Source organism: Streptomyces sp. NPDC028419 (assembly GCF_055565515.1).
Map to the genome: position 1 here is coordinate 1 of NZ_JBVHUE010000007.1, position 16,365 is coordinate 16,365.

Sequence of the window (16,365 nt, forward strand, 5' to 3'; positions counted from 1 at the left end):
CTAGAGCGCCCCCCCCCCCCCCCCCTCCTCCCCCCCCCCCCCCCCCCGACCCCCCCCCCCCCCCCCCCCCCCCCCCCCCCCCCCCCCCGGTGCCGTCGCCGTGCGATCAGACGGAGAGGGAGATCTCGGTCGACTTGATCAGGGCGACGACGGAGGTGCCGGCGGTCAGGCCGAGGGCCTCGACGGCGTCCTTGGTGATCGCGGCGGTGAGCTCGCCGCCCTCGACGGAGACCTTGACGGAGCCCATGGCGCCACCGGTCGCGACGTCGGTGACGGTGCCCGGGATCTGGTTGCGGATGGAGATGCCCTCGACGGGCCCGGTGGCGAGGGAGACCTCGGTGGACTTCACGAGCGCCCTGACGGCGGTGCCCGCGGCGAAGCCGAGCTCCTTGACCGCGTCGGTGGTGATCGCGGCGGTGATGTCCTGCCCGCCGGCCAGGCGCACCTTCACCGTCGACATCGCCTCGCCGGTCGTGACGGAGGTGATGGTGCCGGGGATCTGGTTGCGGATGCTCAGGCTCATGGAGTCAACGCCTCGCTCTGACTGGTCGATGGGGGAAGCGACCCCGTGGGTCGCCACGGACATCACGCTAGCCAGAGAAGCCCCGTTCCATGCGGAACCCTGGCGGGGCCATGCAGGAGTCGTGCCCCGCCCCATGGGTCAGGCGAGGCTGGCCTTTGTTTGCGGGTCAGGCGGAGGCGGGGGCGGAGGGGGTGCGGCGGGCCAAGGCGTCTGAGGTGCGCGCCGTGATGTAGAGGGATGCCACCAGAGTGAGGACGAGCAGCAGGCCCACGGTGAAGATGCTGCCGGTCGAGACGGCGGGCGGGCTGCCCGCCTCGGAGCGGGCGGAGCCGCTGAGGAAGGGGACCACGGCCAGGACGGCGGCCCCGAGGGCGGCCTCGCCCCAGACGACCTTGGGGAAGTGCCGCAGGGTCAGGTGCAGGAGCGAGGAGGTGTCGTCCGTCGCGCGGGCCTTGGCGATGCGGGGCATCAGCCAGAACTGGTTGAGGCCGCCGGCCGCGACCATGCCGAGCACCAGCAGGATCTTGACCAGGAGGAAGAGGCCGTAGGTCGTCGTCCACAGCTGGCTGATGGCGCCGACGTGCTTCCAGCTCATCCACAGGCCCGAGGTGAGGACGGCGCCGACGCAGACGAGGGCGACCAGCGAGAAGCGGCGCCAGACGTCCGCCCACATCGGGCCCGCGCCCTCGCCGAGTCGGCCGCGGGTGGTGGCGAGGGCCGCGAGGAAGGCCAGGCCGCCGACCCAGACCACGCCGCTGACGATGTGGACCTGGCCGAAGACGAGGTCGAGCACCTTGTCCGAGTTCTTGGGCGCGGTGGCCGGCACGGCCCCCACGAGCGTCACCGCGAGGCTCAGGGGCAGGGCGGTCAGGGCCAGCGCGTTCAGGTGCCGGCGGGCCCGGGGGAGGAACAGCACCATCAAGGTCGCGGAGGCCAAGGCCAGGAGGACGTTCTGCGCGGTGTAGATCGCGCCCTGGGCGACCCACGCGCCCTTGGCCGCCGGTGCGCCGAGGAAGTCGGCGATCCGCGCCGGTGAGAGGGCGTCGCCGAAGGGCATGCCCTTTCCGGCCCGGGCGAGGCGTGCGGCGAGCTGGAAGTAGCCCGCGACGAGCAGGACGACCCCGGCCCAGGCGAGGTATCCCGCGGTTCTTCGTCCCATGACCTGCGCGTCACCGCCCCGGGTCGAGGGCGCGCGGAGCGCGGGGCGCACGGAGGTGGCGTAGGTGACGGTGGTGCCGATGGCTCCCGTCAGGCCGATGAAGTACCCGGCCTTGGTGAGGACGCGCCAGAGCGGAGGCGTGGTGTAGCCGGCCGAGGCGGCCATCTGTAGGAGCTGCATAAAGGGAAGGCTAACCTAACCTCGCAAGTGCGCCCCTGGGGCAAATGGGACATGGTTGAATCTTTACCTATCTGGCGGAGGGGAGGGTTCCGGGGTTCCTTATGGGTCGCGCTTGCTTCAAATGAGACATTTTTGTATCGTTTGGGACGAGAAGGGCTCGATTGGCCCATCGCTGCCCACCACCACCCCGCACCACCGTGAACGGAATCCCCATGCGCACCCGCACGCAGGACCCGCGCCGCTGGATCGTGCTCGCGATCCTCTCCGGCAGTCTCCTGCTCATCTCGATGGACACCACGATCCTCAACGTGGCCTTCCCCTCGCTCGTCGGCGACCTCCAGCCGGGTGCCGTCCAGCAGCTGTGGATCATCGACGTCTACGCGCTCGCCCTGTCCGGACTCCTGGTCACCGCGGGCGCCCTCGGCGACCGGTGGGGGCGCAAGCGGCTCCTCATGGTGGGCTTCGGCATCTTCGCCGTCGCCTCGCTCATCGCCGTCTTCTCCACCGAGGCCTGGCACGTCATCGCCGCCCGCGCGCTGCTCGGCGTAGGGGGCGCGGCGATCATGCCGTCCACCCTGTCGATCCTGCGCAGCGTCTTCACCGACGCCAAGGAGCGCGCCTTCGCCCTCGCCGTCTGGGCGGCGGTCTTCGGCGGCGGCATGGCCTTCGGGCCGGTCGTCGGCGGCCTGCTCGTGCAGGACTTCGGTTGGCACTCCGCCTTCCTCCTGAACCTGCCCGTCGCCGCGGTCATCGTCGCGGCCGGACTGCGCTACCTGCCCGAATCGCGCTCTCCCCGGGCCGCCGGACGATGGGACTGGTGGGGCGTCGGCCAGTCGATCGTCGGCATGCTCGCCCTCGCGGGCGGCATCAAGCAGCTGGGCAAGAGCGGTGTCGCGGAGCCGTTGCCCTGGGCGCTGCTCGCCCTCGCCGCCGTATCGCTGACCGTCTTCGTACGCCGCCAGCTGCGCGTGGAGCACCCGCTGCTCCAGGTCCGGCTCTTCGCCAAGCCGGCCTTCAGCGTGGCCGCCACCGCGATCTTCCTGCCGATGGTGGGCATGGGCGCGATCCTCTTCCTGGTCACCCAGTGGTTCCAGTACGGCCAGGGCTACACGCCCCTGGAGGCGGGGCTGCGCCTGCTGCCCGCGCCGCTCGCCCTGATCTGCGCCTCGATGGTGGCCCCGGCCCTCATGCAGCGCTTCGCGATCCGGCACGTCCTCGGCGCCGCACTGGTGGTGCTGGCCGCGGGCATGGCCCTGCCGTGGGGCCTCCAGCAGTTCACGGACCTCGGCTACCCCGCCTTCGCCGCGGCCCTGACCGTCATGGGTCTGGGCGCGGGCCTCGCCACCACGGTCGCCTCGGTGACCCTGATGTCGTCGGCACCCGCCGACGAGGTCTCCAGCGCGGCCGCCATCGAGGAGACCTGCTACGAACTCGGCTCGGCCATGGGCGTGGCCATCCTCGGCTCCACGGCCGCCGCGCTCTACCGCGGGAACCTTCCCGCGCTGGACCTGGACGGCTCGACGCTCAGCGCCGTACGGGCCTCCGTGGGCGAGGCCGCGCACGCCGCGGAGCGGATCGGGGGCAGCGCCGGGCAGGCCCTGCTCGACGCCGCCTCACGGGCCTACACCCTGGCCATCACCCCGGCGTTCCTCCTGGCCGGCGGCCTCGCGGTGATCGCCGCGGTCACCACCTGGAAGCTGATCCCGCGGGACCTGCGGCCCACCGAGAACCACTAGAAGGAGCGGCCGGGCTACTGGTAGGCGGCCCTGATCGGGACGCTCTCCGTCGTCGGGCTCTGGTCCTTGCGGTAATCGGCCGTCCAGAGCGGGCGGGAGCGGTCCGGGTCGCCGTAGACCGTTCCGCCGTCCTCGCAGAAGTAGTTGAGGCGCCGACCGGCGAGGTCGGAGGTGGCGCCGGAGGCGAAGCCGCAGACCTTGCCGTTGGCCAGCTCGATGATCAGGGTGGTCGGGGCCGGGCTGCCCGGCGGGCGGAAGGAGTCCGCCGGGAGCGGCTGCGTCAGGATCAGCCGCTGCATGCGACGGGCGTTGCCGTCCAGGCACAGCAGGACGTCGGCGGCCCCGTCGCCCGGCGCGAAGCAGGGGTCCAGGATGGTGCTCGCGGACATGCAGCGCCACGCGTCGGAGCGCGGGGTCTTGCTGGAGACCGTCCAGCAGGACCCGGTGGTCTCCGCGGTGATCGTGACCCCCTCGGCCGGTTCCCCGCCGGCCACCGACCAGGGGGCGATGGTGTGGACGGCCGTACGGCCGGTATCGGGGTCAGCGGCGGTCGACGGGGGAGGGCTGCTCGCCGGCGGCGTTCCGGCCGGGCTCCGCGGCGAGGTCGCGGGGGCGCCCGACGTCGTACCGCGCCCGTCGTCGGGGGAGCGCGAGGAGGAGGCCGCGGTGTCCCGCCCGGCGCGGTCGTCGCGCTCGTCCGGTCCGGACGGGAGCAGGCTCAGGCCCAGCCCGACGACGCCGCCGAGGGCGGCGGCGGCCGCGACGAACAGGCCCCGGCGCACCCACACCCCGCGCCCGGCGGCGGATACGGCTTCGGTGCCGGCGGGCGGGACCGCGCCCCAGGAGGGGTCCTCGATCGAGGGAACGTCCCAACGGGCCGCGATCAGCGCGTCGTCGACCAGCGCGTCGTCGATCGGGGCGTCGTCGACCGGGGCGGGCGTAGTGGTGGCCGGCGCGGTGGTGGCCGGCGCGGTGGTGGCGGGGCGGCCCACCGGCAGCACCTCCGTGGCCGCGCCGTCCAACAGCCGCGCGGTGACCACCGCCAGGGCCCGGGACCTCGGCCGTTCGCCGGGTTCCTTGGCCAGGCAGGCGACCAGGACGCCGTGCAGTTCCTCGGGCACGCCCGCCAGGTCGGGCTCCTCGCGCAGCACGCGGTAGGCCACCGCGTCCGGGGCCCCGCTGCCGAAGACGGGCCTGCCGGTGGCCGCGGCGGCGATGAGCGCGCCCCAGGCGAAGACGTCGCCGCGGCTGTCCGCCGACCCGTCGCGGTACTGCTCGGGGCTGATCCAGCCGGGAGTTCCGGTCATGACGCCGGTACGGGTGACCGCGGTGCCGTCCGTGACGTGGGCGATGCCGAAGTCGAGCACCCGGGGGCCGTCCGGGGACAGGATCACGTTGGCCGGCTTGAGGTCCCGGTGCACCACGCCGGCCGCGTGCACGGCGGCCAGCGCGGCCGCCGTACCGGCCGCCAGGAGGTGCAGCCGGGCCCCCGTGAGCGGCCCGTGCGCGGCGACGTACTGGTGCAGGGTGGGCCCCGGTACGTACGTCGTGACCAGCCACGGCGCGGCGGCGTCCGGATCCGCGTCGACGAGGGGGACCAGGCACGGCCCGGTGACCCGCCGCAGCACCCCCACCTCGCGGTGGAACCGGGCCCGGAACTGCGGATCGGCGGCGAGTTGGGGATGCACCGTCTTGAGCGCGACCCTGCGGCCGCCGCCGTCCAGGGCCGCGTAGACGACGCCCATGCCGCCCGTGCCGAGCCGTCCCACGAGGCGGTACGAGGCGATGGCCGGCGGATCGCCGGGCAGCAGCGGTCCCATCACGGCGGTGGCCGGAGCGGGCACGGCGGGTACGGCAGGCACAGCGGATCCATCCCCCACGGTCGGTCACCATCACGCGCAGGGGGCACGCTACCGCCCGGGCGGGGGCCGTTTCGCCGGGACGGACGACCTTCCCCCGGCCGGGCCCCCGGTTCCGCCCGCTCCCCGCCCGACTACGCGAACGCGGCCAGCTGCCGGGCGAGCGTCGAGGCGCTCTGGAACGTGGCGCCCAGCAGCGCCACGTGCTTCCAGTGCAGAGTGCCGTCCGGAGCGATCAGGAAGACCGACCGGCGCAGCCCGATCCCCGGAGCGCTCACCCCGAAGGCCCGCGCGATCTCGCGCCCCGCGTCCGCGAGCAGCGGCATCCGCAGCCCGTGCCGCCGCGCGAACCCCTCGTGGCTGTCGACGTCCTGCGGGCTGATCCCCCAGACCGTGGCGCCGAGTTCGGCGAACTCCTCGAAGCCGCTGGAGTAGGAGCACAGCTGCTTCGTGCACACGGCGGTGTTGTCGCCCGGGTAGAACGCCAGGACCACCGGCCCGCCGCGCCGCTCGCTCAGCGTGAAGTCGCGCCGCTCGAAGGAGTCGCCCACCAGCTCGCCGCCGGGCAGCGTGAAGTCGCCCACCACCGCTCCCACTTCCGGTCCTGCCGCCACAACCGTCTCCTCCGGATCGTCCCGCCACGTCGCGCACGGCCACGTCGTCGTCCGCGGGCGCAACGGTACGCGGCCCCGCGCGGACGCCGGCAGGAGCCCCAAGGCCACCGCCCCCGGGCGCGGAAGAGGGCTGGTCGGCGGGTGGGAGCGCTGATGCGACACTATCTGGCGATCCGCCGAAGAGGAGTGCGTACCGTGTCGATGTTCAGCAGCCTGCGCAAGGCCGTGCGCCGTGGCTACCGGCGCGCCGTGGACCTCAGCCACCCGGCCAGGTCCCCGCTCGGGACCGCGGTGGTGAACTGCGTGGTCTACCGGGGCGGCGTGCGCCAGGAGGACTGCGCCGACGCCGAGGAGGCGCTGCGCCGGGTCCGCAAGAACGGCGACGGATTCGTGTGGATCGGCCTGCACGAGCCGGACCAGGAGGAACTCGTGGGCCTCGCCGCGCTCTTCGACCTGCACCCGCTCGCCGTCGAGGACGCCGTCCACGCGCACCACCGGCCCAAGGTGCAGCGTTACGACGACACGCTCTTCGCCGTCCTCAAGACGGTCCGCTACGTCGAGCACGAGCGGCTGACCGAGACCAGCGAGGTGGTCGACACGGGCGAGCTGATGGCCTTCGTCGGCGCCGACTTCGTGATCACCGTGCGGCACGGCGGCCACGGCTCCCTCGGTCCGTTGCGCGAGGCCCTGGAGCGCGACCCCGACCAGCTGGCGCTGGGCCCGGCGACCGTGCTGCACGCCATGGTGGACCACGTGGTCGAGGACTACCTCTGCGTCACCGACGCGGTCCAGAGCGACATCGACTCCGTCGAGAGCACGGTGTTCAGCGACCACAGCGGGCGCGGCGACGCCGGCCGGATCTACCAGCTCAAGCGCGAACTGCTGGAACTGCGCCGGGCGGTGGCCCCGTTGGGCCGGCCGCTGCACCGCCTCGGCACCGAGCCGATGCCGGCCGTCCCGGCCGAGGTGCGCCCGTACTTCCGCGACGCCGCCGACAACCTGGCCCGGACCACCGACCAGATCGCCTCCTACGAGGCCCTGCTCGACTCGATCCTCCAGGCCCACCTGGCCCAGGTGACCGTCGCCCAGAACGAGGACATGCGCAAGATCACGGCGTGGGCGGCGATCGTCGCCGTGCCCACCATGGTCTGCGGGATCTACGGCATGAACTTCGACCACATGCCGGAGCTGCACTGGACGTACGGCTACCCGGCGGTCCTGCTGCTCATGGCCGTGTCCTGCTTCGTCATCCACCGGGGCTTCCGCCGCAACGGCTGGCTCTGACCCCCCGCCCGCCACCGCACCGCCGTGACCACCAGGGCCGTGGCCGCGGCCAGGGCGTAGGACACGGTAGGGGTGTCGGGGCCGAGGGCCGCGGGGGAGGAGGCGACGTACGACGCCGCGCCCGCCAGGGCGGTCGGCAGCCATTCCCAGCGGCCGTCCAGGGCCACGAGGGCGATCAGTAGCAGCGCGTACCAGGAGTACCCCGGGGTGAGCAGCAGGAACGCCGTGCCCGTCAGGAGCAGCGAGCCGTGCCAGGGGCGGGCCGGGTCGCCCCGGCGCCAGACGTGGACGGCGACCGCGAGCAGCACGACGGCCACCGCGGGCAGGGACCAGGAGTCCGGGAGGACCAGCCGCAGCAGGGCGTAGCGCCCCTTGGCGGCGGGATCGTCGTAGCCCTCCTCCCGGGCGTACCCGCCCAGGTAGCCGAAGACGGAGGAGCTGGAGGTCAGGACGTACGGCAGGTACGTCAGCGCCACCACCGCGGCGGCGGGGAGCAGCAGGGCCGCCGCCTCGCGCGGGCGGCGTACGCCGGACAGCGCGCCCGGCAGCAGCACGGCGGGCAGCATCTTCGCCGCCACGGCCAGGCCGAACAGGGCTCCGCCCAGCGCCCGGCGGCGGGTGACCAGGCCCAGGGCCGCCACCGACAGGAGCACCGCGAGGACGTCGACGTGCGCGTTGTTCACCGCCTCGACGGGGACCGCCGGGCACCAGGCCCAGTAGGCGGCGCGGCGCGGGTCCGCGCCCCGGCGGCGCAGGATCAGCAGGAGGAAGGCCGTCACGGCGACGGACAGCAGGGCACCGCCCACCTGGAGGGCCTTGTGGCGCACGCCGGGCGGGGACAGGGCGTGCACGAGCAGGAAGTAGCCCTCCGCCACCGGCGGGTAAATGGTGTGCACCCGGGGCCTGTTGATGCGCGTGCACACCCCGTCGGAGAGCGCCGCCCGGTCCGGCCCGGCGCACGCGGCGGCGCCCTGCGGGAACAGCCAGTCGTCGCGCAGCCGCAGGAGCGCGGGATCGGCCGGGGCGTGGTCGTAGGGGGAGGTGCCGGTGGCCTGCACCCGGCCGTCCCAGGCGTAGCGGAAGGAGTCGGTACTGGTGCGCGGCGGCGCGACCAGCCCGGTGGCGGCCACGGCGACCGCGCCGACCAGCAGCAGGGGGACGACGGCGCGGACGGGCGCCGCGCGCAGCGCCGCCACGGCCACCGCGAAGAGCGCCCACGCGGCGGCGTACCAGGCGGTCAGGGCGGCCTGGTCGGTGAAGAAGCCGTCCTCGCGGACGGTGGCCACCAGCGTCGCCACGAGCGCGACCAGGAGCGCGGTGGGGAGGGTGGTGCGCAGGGCGGCGGCGAGGGCGTGGGGCCGGGCGGGTCGCCGGGCGGGTCGCGGTGGCTCGTGGACGGTGGAGGCGCGGGGGCTGAGCATGCGGCCAGCCTGGCAGTGCGGGAGGCCGGGGCGGGGGTCGGCGGGCGGGGCGTCCGCGTTTCGTAAGGTGTCGAAAGCCCCGCGCGGCCCTCTCGGCCGCTGTGATGGGGGCATGACCGCACCGACCCGGCGCCGGCTCCTTCCGGCGCTCCCGCGACCGCCCTCCTTCTCCGGCCGACTGCACGACGCCCGCACCGCCACCGCCGTCGGGCGCTGGTTGGGCGCGGCCTTCGCCGTGTGCTTCGTGACCGGGCTGATCAGCCACTACCTCCAGCACCCGCCGTCCTGGGCGGCGGACGCGCTGCCGAGCCGTCCGGTGTGGGGGTACCGGGTCGGCCAGGGCCTGCACGTGGGCACGGGGATCGCGGCGATCGTGCTGCTGCTCGTCAAACTGTGGGCGGTCTACCCGCGGTTGTTCGTCTGGCCGCCGGTGCGTTCGGTGCGGCACGCGCTGGAGCGGCTCTCGGTGGCGCTGCTCGTCGCCTCCGCCGTCTTCGAGGTCTTCAGCGGGCTGCTCAACATCGCCGAGTGGTACCCCTGGCCGTTCTCGTTCGTACCGGTGCACTTCGCCGTCGCCTGGGTGGCCGCCGGCTCGATCCTGCTGCACGTCGCCGTCAAGGCGCCCGAGATCAGGGCCCATTGGGGCCGCCGCTCGCCCGGGACCCTCGCACTGCCCGCGCAGGACGGCCCCGACCGGCGCGCGCTGATGCTCGGGCTCGGCGCGGCGGTCGGCGCGGTCACCCTGACCACCGTGGGGCAGTCCGTCACCCCGCTCGCGCGCCTGGACCTGCTCGCCCCCCGCCACCCCCGGCACGGGCCGCAGGGGCTGCCGGTCAACCGCACGGCGGCGGCCGCCGGGGTGGGGGAGGCGGCGCTGCGCGACTGGCGGCTGGAGGTGCTCGGGCCCCTCCCCTACAGCCTGACGCACGCCCAACTCCTGGCCCTGCCCCAGGTCGAGGCCCGGCTGCCGATCGCCTGCGTCGAGGGCTGGAGCGTGGAGGCGCTCTGGGGCGGCGTGCGGATCCGGGACCTGTTGGACCGGGCCGGGGCCCCGCCCGGCGCCGCCGTACGGGTCACCTCGCTGGAGACGGGCGGCGCGTACCGGGTCATGGAGATGGGACGGACCTACGCCCGGGACCCGCTGACCCTGCTGGCCCTGACCCTGGGCGGGGAGCCGCTCTCGCCCGATCACGGCTTCCCGGCCCGGATCATCGCGCCGAACCGGCCCGGTGTGCTCCAGACCAAGTGGGTCGCCCGCTTGGAGGTGCTGTGATGCCCCGGAACGCGCCGCGGTACGTGCTCGGAGGGGTCGGGCTGCTGCTCGTCGCCGTCGGGGTCCGGCAGGTCTTCGCCCTGCCCGACCCCTGGGACGTGCTGGTCTGGCTCGGCGGCGGCCTCGTCCTGCACGACGCGGTCATCGCCCCGCTCGTCCTCGCGATCGGGCTGCTCCTGGCCGCCGGGGCCCGGGCCGCGCGATGGTCCGCCGGCGCGCGGGGGCTCGTACGGGCCGCCCTGTTGACCGGGGGAGCGCTCGTCCTCGTCACCCTGCCGCTGTTGCTGCGCCCCGGCGCGCCGCCCAACCCGTCGGCGCTGCCGCTGCCGTACGGGCGCAACCTGCTGATCGTGCTCGGCGCCGTGCTGGTCCTCGCTGCAGCCGCCCTGGTGGGTCTGATGGCGGCGGGTCGCGCGCGCGGGGGCGACCCGCCGCCCCCGCGCACGGAAACGACAGCGCGGCGCAAGGACGCGACACCACCACGGGAGGACACGACACCCCAGGACTGAACCCGGTTCTAGTTTTCGGGGTCGTGGCACTAGGAACCTGCAGGCCCGCTCGCTACCCTCCGCGCATGATTTCCACGGTTGTCTGGGGTACCGGCAACGTCGGCCGCGCGGCCATCCGTGCCGTCGAGGCCCACCCGGCCCTCGAACTCGCCGCAGTACTCGTCCACAACCCCGACAAGGTCGGCCGCGACGCGGGCGAACTGGCCGGGCTCACCTACGCCTTGGGCGTCCCGGCGACCGACGACATCGCGTCGGTCCTGGCCGCCGGGCACCGGGCCGTCGTGTACGCGGCCTCCGGCGACGTCCGCCCCGACGAGGCGCTCGACGACATCGTCCGGGCGGTCCGCTCGGGCGCGGTCGTCGTCAGCCCCGCCCTCTACCCGCTGTACGACCACCGCGGCGCCCCGCCCGAGTTCCGCGATCCGGTGCTCGCCGCGATCGCCGAGGGCGGCGGCTCGCTCTTCGCCTCGGGCGTCGACCCCGGCTGGGGCAACGACGTACTGCCCCTGCTGATCAGCGGACTCGGCTCCACCGTCGACGTGATCCGCTGCCAGGAGATATTCGACTACTCCACCTACGACCAGCCGGACTCGGTCCGCCACCTCATCGGCATGGGCCACCCCATGGACTTCGAGCCGATGATGCTCATGCCGTCGATCCCCACCATGGTGTGGGGCGGGCAGATCCGCATGATGGCCCGCGCCCTCGGCGTCGAACTCGACGAGATCCGCGAGACCTCCGAGCGCCGCGCGCTCGACGAGACCGTACGGACCGCCACGATGGGGGAGTTCGAGGCGGGCACCCAGGGCGCCATCCGCTTCGAGGTGCAGGGGATCGTCGAGGGCGAGGCCCGCATCGTCATCGAGCACGTCACCCGGATCCACGCGTCCTGCGCCCCGGACTGGCCCACGCCCCCCGACGGCTCCGGAGCCCACCGCGTGGTCATCGAGGGCCGCCCCCGCATCGAGGTCACGGTCGAATGCACCGACGAGGGCGACAACCGCTCGGCGGGAGGCAACGCCACCGCCGTGGGACGGCTGGTGGGCGCCATCGACTGGCTCGCCGCCGCCGAACCCGGCCTCTACGACGCGCTCGACGTGCCGCTGCGCCCGGCAGTCGGCAAACTCGGAAGGAAGCACCCATGACCGCCACCGACACCACCGACGAGGCGAACACCACGGACGACCCGGCCTCCACCGGGTCCATGACCGGCCTGCGGATCGACATCCCCGCGGGCCAGCACCCGATCGAGTACGTCTGGGGCGACATGGTCCCCGGCATCGGGATGGCCGCCGCGAACTTCTCGCTCTCGGTCTACGCCCACACCACCCTGGGACTACGGGAGTTCGAGGCGGCCCGGCTGCGCGTGGCGCAGATCAACGGCTGCGTCTTCTGCCTCGACTGGCGGACCGACCGGGACGGCGAGAAGGTCGAGGACGCGTTCCCCGACGCGGTCGCCGAGTGGCGCACGACGGACGCCTTCGACGAGCGGACCCGGCTGGCCGCCGAGTACGCCGAGCGCTACACCCTCGACCACCACGGGCTCGACGAGGAGTTCTGGGTCCGGATGAAGGCGCGGTACACCCAGGTCGAGATCGTGGAGCTGAGCATGAGCATCGGTTCGTGGTTGGCCTTCGGCCGGCTCAACCACGTGCTCGGGCTCGACAGCGTCTGCATGCTGCCCGGTCAGTGACGCCGGAAGCCGAGCCGACCGTGACGCGGAAGTCGAACCGACCGTGACGCGCACGAGGTGCGGGGCCGACCGGTGGCGTCCGGTCGGCCCCGCACCCGTTGCGCGTCCGCCCAGGTCACAGGTCCGTGGCGATGATCTTCTCGATGTTGCGCTCGGCGAGCGCGGTGATCGTCACGAACGGGTTGACGCTGGTGTTGCCGGGGATCAGCGCTCCGTCGATGACGTACAGGCCCGGGTGCCCGTGCAACCGCCCGTAGTTGTCGGTGGCCTTGTTCAGGATGGCCCCGCCGAGCGGGTGGTACGTGAGGTGGTCGCCCCAGATCTTGTAGGTGCCGAAGAGGTCGGTCCGGTAGATCGTCCCCTCCTTCGAGTTGATCTTGTCGAAGATGGTCTTGGCCATGTCGATGGCCGGCTGCTTCCAGGCCGTCTGCCAGTCCAGGTCCACGTTCCCGGTGCCCGCGTTGTACGTGAACTGGGCGCGGTGGGGGTTCTTGGTGATGGACAGGTAGAAGGAGGCGTACGTCTCGATGCCCGTCGGCAGCGGCGCCACCTCGGCGAACGCCCCGCCCGCGGCCCAGTTGTCGATGCCGCCGCAGGGGATGGTGGCCTGGAGCTTGCCCGTCGGGTCCCACATGTGGTTGGCGCGGCCGCACATGACGTTGCCGTTGTCGCCCCAGCCCTTGCCGATCTCGTCGTTGAGGTTCGGCAGCAGGCCGGTGGCCTTGAGCTTGACGAGCAGCTTGCTGGTGCCGACGCTGCCCGCGGCGAAGAAGACCTTGTCCGCGGTCACGCTCTTGGTGGCGACGGCGTCGCCGGTGGTGTTGAGCTGCTGCATGACGACGGTGTAGCCGCCACCGGCCGAGGGGGAGACGGTGGTGACCTTGTGGAGCGGGGTGATGGAGACCTTGCCGGTGGCCTTCGCGGCCGCGATGTAGGTCTTCTGGAGGGACTTCTTGCCGTTGTTGTTGCCGTAGAGGATCTCCCCGTCCAGCGCCGACTTGGTGGCGGTCCCGGCCGCCTCCTTCTTCATGTAGTCCCAGTCGTACACGTCGGGCACGAAGACGAAGGGGAAGTTGGAGCGCTGGGCGTGCTTGCGGCCGACCCGGGCGAACTGGTAGCAGTCCACGGTGTCGAACCAGGCCGGGTCCACCAGGCCCACCCCGAGACCGGCGTTGGCGCGCGGGTAGTAGGTGTTGTACATCTCGTCGGCGTCCACCGACGGGAGCACGGCGCCGAAGTTCTCGCGCTTGGGCGTGACCGCCATGCCGCCGTTGACCAGCGACCCGCCGCCGACGCCGCGGCCCTGGTAGACCGTGATCCCCGCGAAGTCCTCGGCGTCCAGGATGCCGGTGTACTTGGGGATGTCCTTGTCGATGGGGAACCCGAGGAAGTAGTTCAGCGGCGCCTTGGTCCTGGTGCGCAGCCAGTACGAACGCTGGTCGGGGCTGAGCGTGTTGCAGAAGATCTTGCCGTCCGGCCCGGGGGTGTCCCAGGCCATGCCCATCTCGATCATCTGTACGTCGACGCCCGCTTGGGCGAGCCGCAGCGCGGCGACGGAGCCGCCGTAGCCGGTGCCGATCACCAGGGCGGGGACGTGGGCCCCGTCGGCGATCGGGGCGGCGGAGACCGTCGCGGTGGAGGCGTTCGACGCGGCGCCGCGCACCTGCGCCGCGTTGGCTCGACCGGCTACGGCCATCGCCCCTAGAATAGAACCTGTTCCTGCGATGAACCCGCGGCGTGAAAAGCCCTTGGACCCCTTGTCGGGCATGGCGGAATCGCTCATGTGATCTTCCTCACTCTCGGCGGAGTGAGAACAAGTTCTACTGTCGCTTGCGTGAAGAGTCACTAGATACGTCTAAGTAACTTGCGGTCGATGGACCCCCTGGAGCCCCGGCCGCAGCCGCACGAAGGTCCGGGCGTCGGCCGTCCACCGCTCCGCCACGACCCAGCCCGTCGCCCGGGCGTGCGCGCCCAGTGCCGCGGCGCCGACCCGGGCCCACGGGAACGGCGCGCCGACCGCGCCCCGGCCGTCGTCGACCCGCACCACGTACCGCTCGTCGAGCGCGTCCGGCGCCGGCCCGGCGCCCGCCGCGCACTCGACGATCAGCGCGCCACCGGGGGCGGTCACCCGCGCGAGGCGCCCCAGCAGCGCGGCCGGATCGCCGCCGATGCCGATGTTCCCGTCGATGAGCAGGGCCGTGTCCCAACGACCCTCCCCGGGCAGCGGCTCGAAGACCGAGCGGTGCAGCGCCGCCCCGCCCGAGCGGTTGGTCCGGGCCACCGCCTCCGGGCTCACGTCGATGCCCAGCGCCCGGTGGCCCCGTGCGGCGAGCGCCGCGACGAGCCGGCCCGGCCCGCAGCCGATGTCCAGGGCCGAGCCGCGACAGCGGTCCAGCACCGTCCGGTCCGCCGGATCGGGGCCCTCGCACCAGCGCTCCACGTCCAGCGGCAGCAGCCAGCCGTCCCCGCGCCGCAGGAAGAGCGGGCCGCGGCCGCTGCGCAGGGCGCGGGTATAGGGGTCCGCGGTCCAGGTGGCCGCCGGGGCGGTGCCCGTGGCCGCGGTGTCGACGGCGCTCACCGCCGGACCGCCGGGGCCGGCGTCGTCGCGGTCAGTTCCTCGTGCGCGGCGGCGAACCGACCCCGCGGCGCGGCGGCCGCCACCAGCCGGGCGTCCTCGGCGTCGTCCACGTCGCGCAGCTCGGGCAGCAGCCCCACCCGCAGCCCGGCCGCGCGCAACCGCTCGTACTGCGCGGCGCCCGTCTCGGGAACGGACATCGGGACGCCGCGCAGCAGCCGCGGATCCGGTACGGCCAGCCCGAGGGCCCAGAAGCCGCCGTCGAGCGCCGGTCCGAACCAGGCGTCGTACGTCGCCCAGGCCCGCGGACCGCTCGCGCGGGCCAGCAGCTCCGGCGTGACCTGGGGCGTGTCCATGCCGATCAGCAGCGCGGGACCGGCGCATCCCGCGAAGGCGGCCGCGAGCCGCTCGTCCAGCGTCCCGGCGCACTGCGCGACCACCTCGAAACCGGCCGGCAGCCACGGCCCCGGCCGCCCGTCCAGCACCAGCACCCGCCGCGCGGCCGGGGCCCTGGCCACGACGTCCAGGGTGTCGGCGAGCGCGGCCTCGGCGAGGCAGGCGGCCCCGGCGGGGCTGAACGGCGGGGTGAGCCGGGTCTTCACCCGCCCCGGCAGCGGCTCCTTGGCGATCACGAGCAGGGTGGTCGCGGACTGCCCGGTCCCTCCGGTCCGCCCGGTCATCGTGCACCCCCGGCCGCAGCGCCGGCCGCAGTGGTGGTGAGCGGCGGCTGCGCCAGGACGCGGCTCATGTCGTGCACCGCCTGCCAGGTGCCCCGCCAGGTCCCGGTCACCTTCGACTTCCCCGCGCGCGTCAGGTACGGCACGTCCACCTCCCGGACCCGCCAGCCCGCGTCGGCCGCCCGGACCACCATCTGCAGCGGGTAGCCGCTGCGCCGGTCGCTCAGCTCCAGAGCGAGCAGGTCCGCCCGCCGTGCGGCCCGCATGGGCCCCAGGTCGCGCAGGTCCAGCCCGGTCCGCCGGCGCAGCAGCCGGGCCAGCGCCAGGTTCCCGGCCCGCGCGTGCAGCGGCCAGGCGCCGCGGCTCGGGCGGCGCCGCCCGAGCACCAGGTCCGCCCGGCCGGCCGCGACGGTGGCGACGAACTCCGCCAACAGCCCCGGATCGAGGGAGGCGTCGCAGTCGCAGAAGCAGACGACGTCCGCCCGCGCGGCCAGCAGCCCGGCGTGGCAGGCGGCGCCGAAACCGCGCCGGGACTCGGTCACCACCGTGGCGCCGAGCGCGCGGGCGATCTCGGCGGAACCGTCGGTGGAACCGTTGTCCACGACCAGGGCCCGCCACCCGGTCGGGATGCGGGCCAGGACCCAGGGCAGCGCCTCGGCCTCGTTCAGGCAGGGCAGGACGACGTCGACGGACGGGGAATCCGGGCGTACGGGATCGTGGATTGCTGAGTCTGCTGTCACGCGTTTCACCGTAGGAACGACAGGGCCGGGAAAGGGCCATCCACTCCTTACGAAACGCGGACGTCACCCCGGCCGGGCACTTCGGCGGTCCCGCCGCCGGACCGCTGGTGGGAGGCTGGGCG

Annotated in this window: 15 protein-coding genes; 6 read left to right on the forward strand and 9 right to left on the reverse strand. The window is 73.8% G+C overall.

All coding sequences use genetic code 11. The annotated features are described in order from the left end of the window. Nucleotides 1-106 precede the first annotated feature (106 nt). Entirely contained in the window at nucleotides 107-523 is a 417-nt protein-coding gene (locus tag ACZ4UB_RS10575; protein WP_468069674.1) for a TOBE domain-containing protein, read from the reverse strand. A gap of 166 nt (nucleotides 524-689) precedes the next feature. Further along, nucleotides 690-1,862, reverse strand: coding sequence for a copper resistance D family protein (locus ACZ4UB_RS10580; RefSeq protein WP_468069675.1), 1,173 nt, complete (start codon nucleotides 1,860-1,862; stop codon nucleotides 690-692). A gap of 212 nt (nucleotides 1,863-2,074) precedes the next feature. Between ACZ4UB_RS10580 and ACZ4UB_RS10585 the strand changes: the two genes are divergently transcribed. Further along, entirely contained in the window at nucleotides 2,075-3,598 is a 1,524-nt protein-coding gene (locus ACZ4UB_RS10585) for an MFS transporter (protein ID WP_468069676.1), read from the forward strand. A 14-nt stretch (nucleotides 3,599-3,612) separates the two neighbouring features. Here ACZ4UB_RS10585 and ACZ4UB_RS10590 read toward each other — a convergent pair whose 3' ends face one another. Further along, nucleotides 3,613-5,460, reverse strand: a complete 1,848-nt coding sequence (locus ACZ4UB_RS10590; RefSeq protein ID WP_468069677.1) for a serine/threonine-protein kinase — start codon at nucleotides 5,458-5,460, stop codon at nucleotides 3,613-3,615. Between the two features lie 131 nt (nucleotides 5,461-5,591). Continuing rightward, nucleotides 5,592-6,071 (reverse strand): peroxiredoxin, encoded by a 480-nt coding sequence (locus tag ACZ4UB_RS10595; protein ID WP_468069679.1) that lies wholly within the window; start codon nucleotides 6,069-6,071, stop codon nucleotides 5,592-5,594. Nucleotides 6,072-6,272: 201 nt separating this feature from the next. Here ACZ4UB_RS10595 and ACZ4UB_RS10600 point away from each other — a divergent pair, with 201 nt between their 5' ends. Continuing rightward, a complete protein-coding gene (locus tag ACZ4UB_RS10600; protein WP_468069945.1) occupies nucleotides 6,273-7,355 on the forward strand; it encodes a magnesium and cobalt transport protein CorA in 1,083 nt (360 codons plus the stop codon). On the opposite strand, the gene ACZ4UB_RS10605 is transcribed toward ACZ4UB_RS10600, so the two are convergent. Beyond that, on the reverse strand, nucleotides 7,277-8,776 hold the full coding sequence (locus tag ACZ4UB_RS10605) for a glycosyltransferase 87 family protein (protein ID WP_468069680.1): 1,500 nt from the start codon (nucleotides 8,774-8,776) through the stop codon (nucleotides 7,277-7,279). The two genes, ACZ4UB_RS10600 and ACZ4UB_RS10605, sit on opposite strands and share 79 nt — an antisense overlap. 112 nt (nucleotides 8,777-8,888) lie before the next feature. Here ACZ4UB_RS10605 and ACZ4UB_RS10610 point away from each other — a divergent pair, with 112 nt between their 5' ends. The 4 genes from ACZ4UB_RS10610 (at nucleotide 8,889) to ACZ4UB_RS10625 (ending at nucleotide 12,251) form a co-directional block, all read left to right on the forward strand. Next, nucleotides 8,889-10,049, forward strand: coding sequence for a molybdopterin-dependent oxidoreductase (locus ACZ4UB_RS10610; protein WP_468069682.1), 1,161 nt, complete (start codon nucleotides 8,889-8,891; stop codon nucleotides 10,047-10,049). Next, a complete protein-coding gene (locus tag ACZ4UB_RS10615; protein ID WP_468069684.1) occupies nucleotides 10,049-10,558 on the forward strand; it encodes a hypothetical protein in 510 nt (169 codons plus the stop codon). The genes ACZ4UB_RS10610 and ACZ4UB_RS10615 overlap by 1 nt, the downstream gene beginning before the upstream one ends. A gap of 65 nt (nucleotides 10,559-10,623) precedes the next feature. Beyond that, the gene (locus ACZ4UB_RS10620) at nucleotides 10,624-11,703 is read left to right on the forward strand and encodes an NAD(P)H-dependent amine dehydrogenase family protein (protein WP_468069685.1); all 1,080 of its coding nucleotides are present in this window, start codon (nucleotides 10,624-10,626) and stop codon (nucleotides 11,701-11,703) included. Nucleotides 11,704-11,771: 68 nt separating this feature from the next. Continuing rightward, nucleotides 11,772-12,251: a carboxymuconolactone decarboxylase family protein gene (locus ACZ4UB_RS10625; protein WP_468069946.1), complete on the forward strand. Its 480-nt coding sequence runs from the start codon at nucleotides 11,772-11,774 to the stop codon at nucleotides 12,249-12,251. A gap of 115 nt (nucleotides 12,252-12,366) precedes the next feature. On the opposite strand, the gene ACZ4UB_RS10630 is transcribed toward ACZ4UB_RS10625, so the two are convergent. The 4 genes from ACZ4UB_RS10630 to ACZ4UB_RS10645 all read right to left on the reverse strand — a co-directional run bounded on the left by ACZ4UB_RS10630 (nucleotide 12,367) and on the right by ACZ4UB_RS10645 (nucleotide 16,252). Further along, entirely contained in the window at nucleotides 12,367-14,034 is a 1,668-nt protein-coding gene (locus ACZ4UB_RS10630; RefSeq protein WP_468069686.1) for a GMC oxidoreductase, read from the reverse strand. Nucleotides 14,035-14,106: 72 nt separating this feature from the next. Beyond that, nucleotides 14,107-14,829: a class I SAM-dependent methyltransferase gene (locus ACZ4UB_RS10635; RefSeq protein WP_468069687.1), complete on the reverse strand. Its 723-nt coding sequence runs from the start codon at nucleotides 14,827-14,829 to the stop codon at nucleotides 14,107-14,109. Continuing rightward, on the reverse strand, nucleotides 14,826-15,506 hold the full coding sequence (locus ACZ4UB_RS10640; RefSeq protein ID WP_468069689.1) for a TIGR04282 family arsenosugar biosynthesis glycosyltransferase: 681 nt from the start codon (nucleotides 15,504-15,506) through the stop codon (nucleotides 14,826-14,828). The genes ACZ4UB_RS10635 and ACZ4UB_RS10640 overlap by 4 nt, the downstream gene beginning before the upstream one ends. Beyond that, nucleotides 15,503-16,252 (reverse strand): glycosyltransferase family 2 protein, encoded by a 750-nt coding sequence (locus ACZ4UB_RS10645; RefSeq protein WP_468069691.1) that lies wholly within the window; start codon nucleotides 16,250-16,252, stop codon nucleotides 15,503-15,505. The genes ACZ4UB_RS10640 and ACZ4UB_RS10645 overlap by 4 nt, the downstream gene beginning before the upstream one ends. Nucleotides 16,253-16,365 lie beyond the last annotated feature (113 nt).

Bases quoted from the DNA above. Each gene is read 5' to 3' on its own strand.
- ACZ4UB_RS10580 (WP_468069675.1), bottom strand. From the start codon at position 1,862: ATGCAGCTCCTACAGATGGCCGCCTCGGCCGGCTACACCACGCCTCCG.
- ACZ4UB_RS10600 (WP_468069945.1), top strand. From the start codon at position 6,273: ATGTTCAGCAGCCTGCGCAAGGCCGTGCGCCGTGGCTACCGGCGCGCC.
- ACZ4UB_RS10640 (WP_468069689.1), bottom strand. From the start codon at position 15,506: ATGACCGGGCGGACCGGAGGGACCGGGCAGTCCGCGACCACCCTGCTC.
- ACZ4UB_RS10585 (WP_468069676.1), top strand. From the start codon at position 2,075: ATGCGCACCCGCACGCAGGACCCGCGCCGCTGGATCGTGCTCGCGATC.
- ACZ4UB_RS10575 (WP_468069674.1), bottom strand. From the start codon at position 523: ATGAGCCTGAGCATCCGCAACCAGATCCCCGGCACCATCACCTCCGTC.
- ACZ4UB_RS10605 (WP_468069680.1), bottom strand. From the start codon at position 8,776: ATGCTCAGCCCCCGCGCCTCCACCGTCCACGAGCCACCGCGACCCGCC.
- ACZ4UB_RS10615 (WP_468069684.1), top strand. From the start codon at position 10,049: ATGCCCCGGAACGCGCCGCGGTACGTGCTCGGAGGGGTCGGGCTGCTG.
- ACZ4UB_RS10630 (WP_468069686.1), bottom strand. From the start codon at position 14,034: ATGAGCGATTCCGCCATGCCCGACAAGGGGTCCAAGGGCTTTTCACGC.
- ACZ4UB_RS10610 (WP_468069682.1), top strand. From the start codon at position 8,889: ATGACCGCACCGACCCGGCGCCGGCTCCTTCCGGCGCTCCCGCGACCG.
- ACZ4UB_RS10620 (WP_468069685.1), top strand. From the start codon at position 10,624: ATGATTTCCACGGTTGTCTGGGGTACCGGCAACGTCGGCCGCGCGGCC.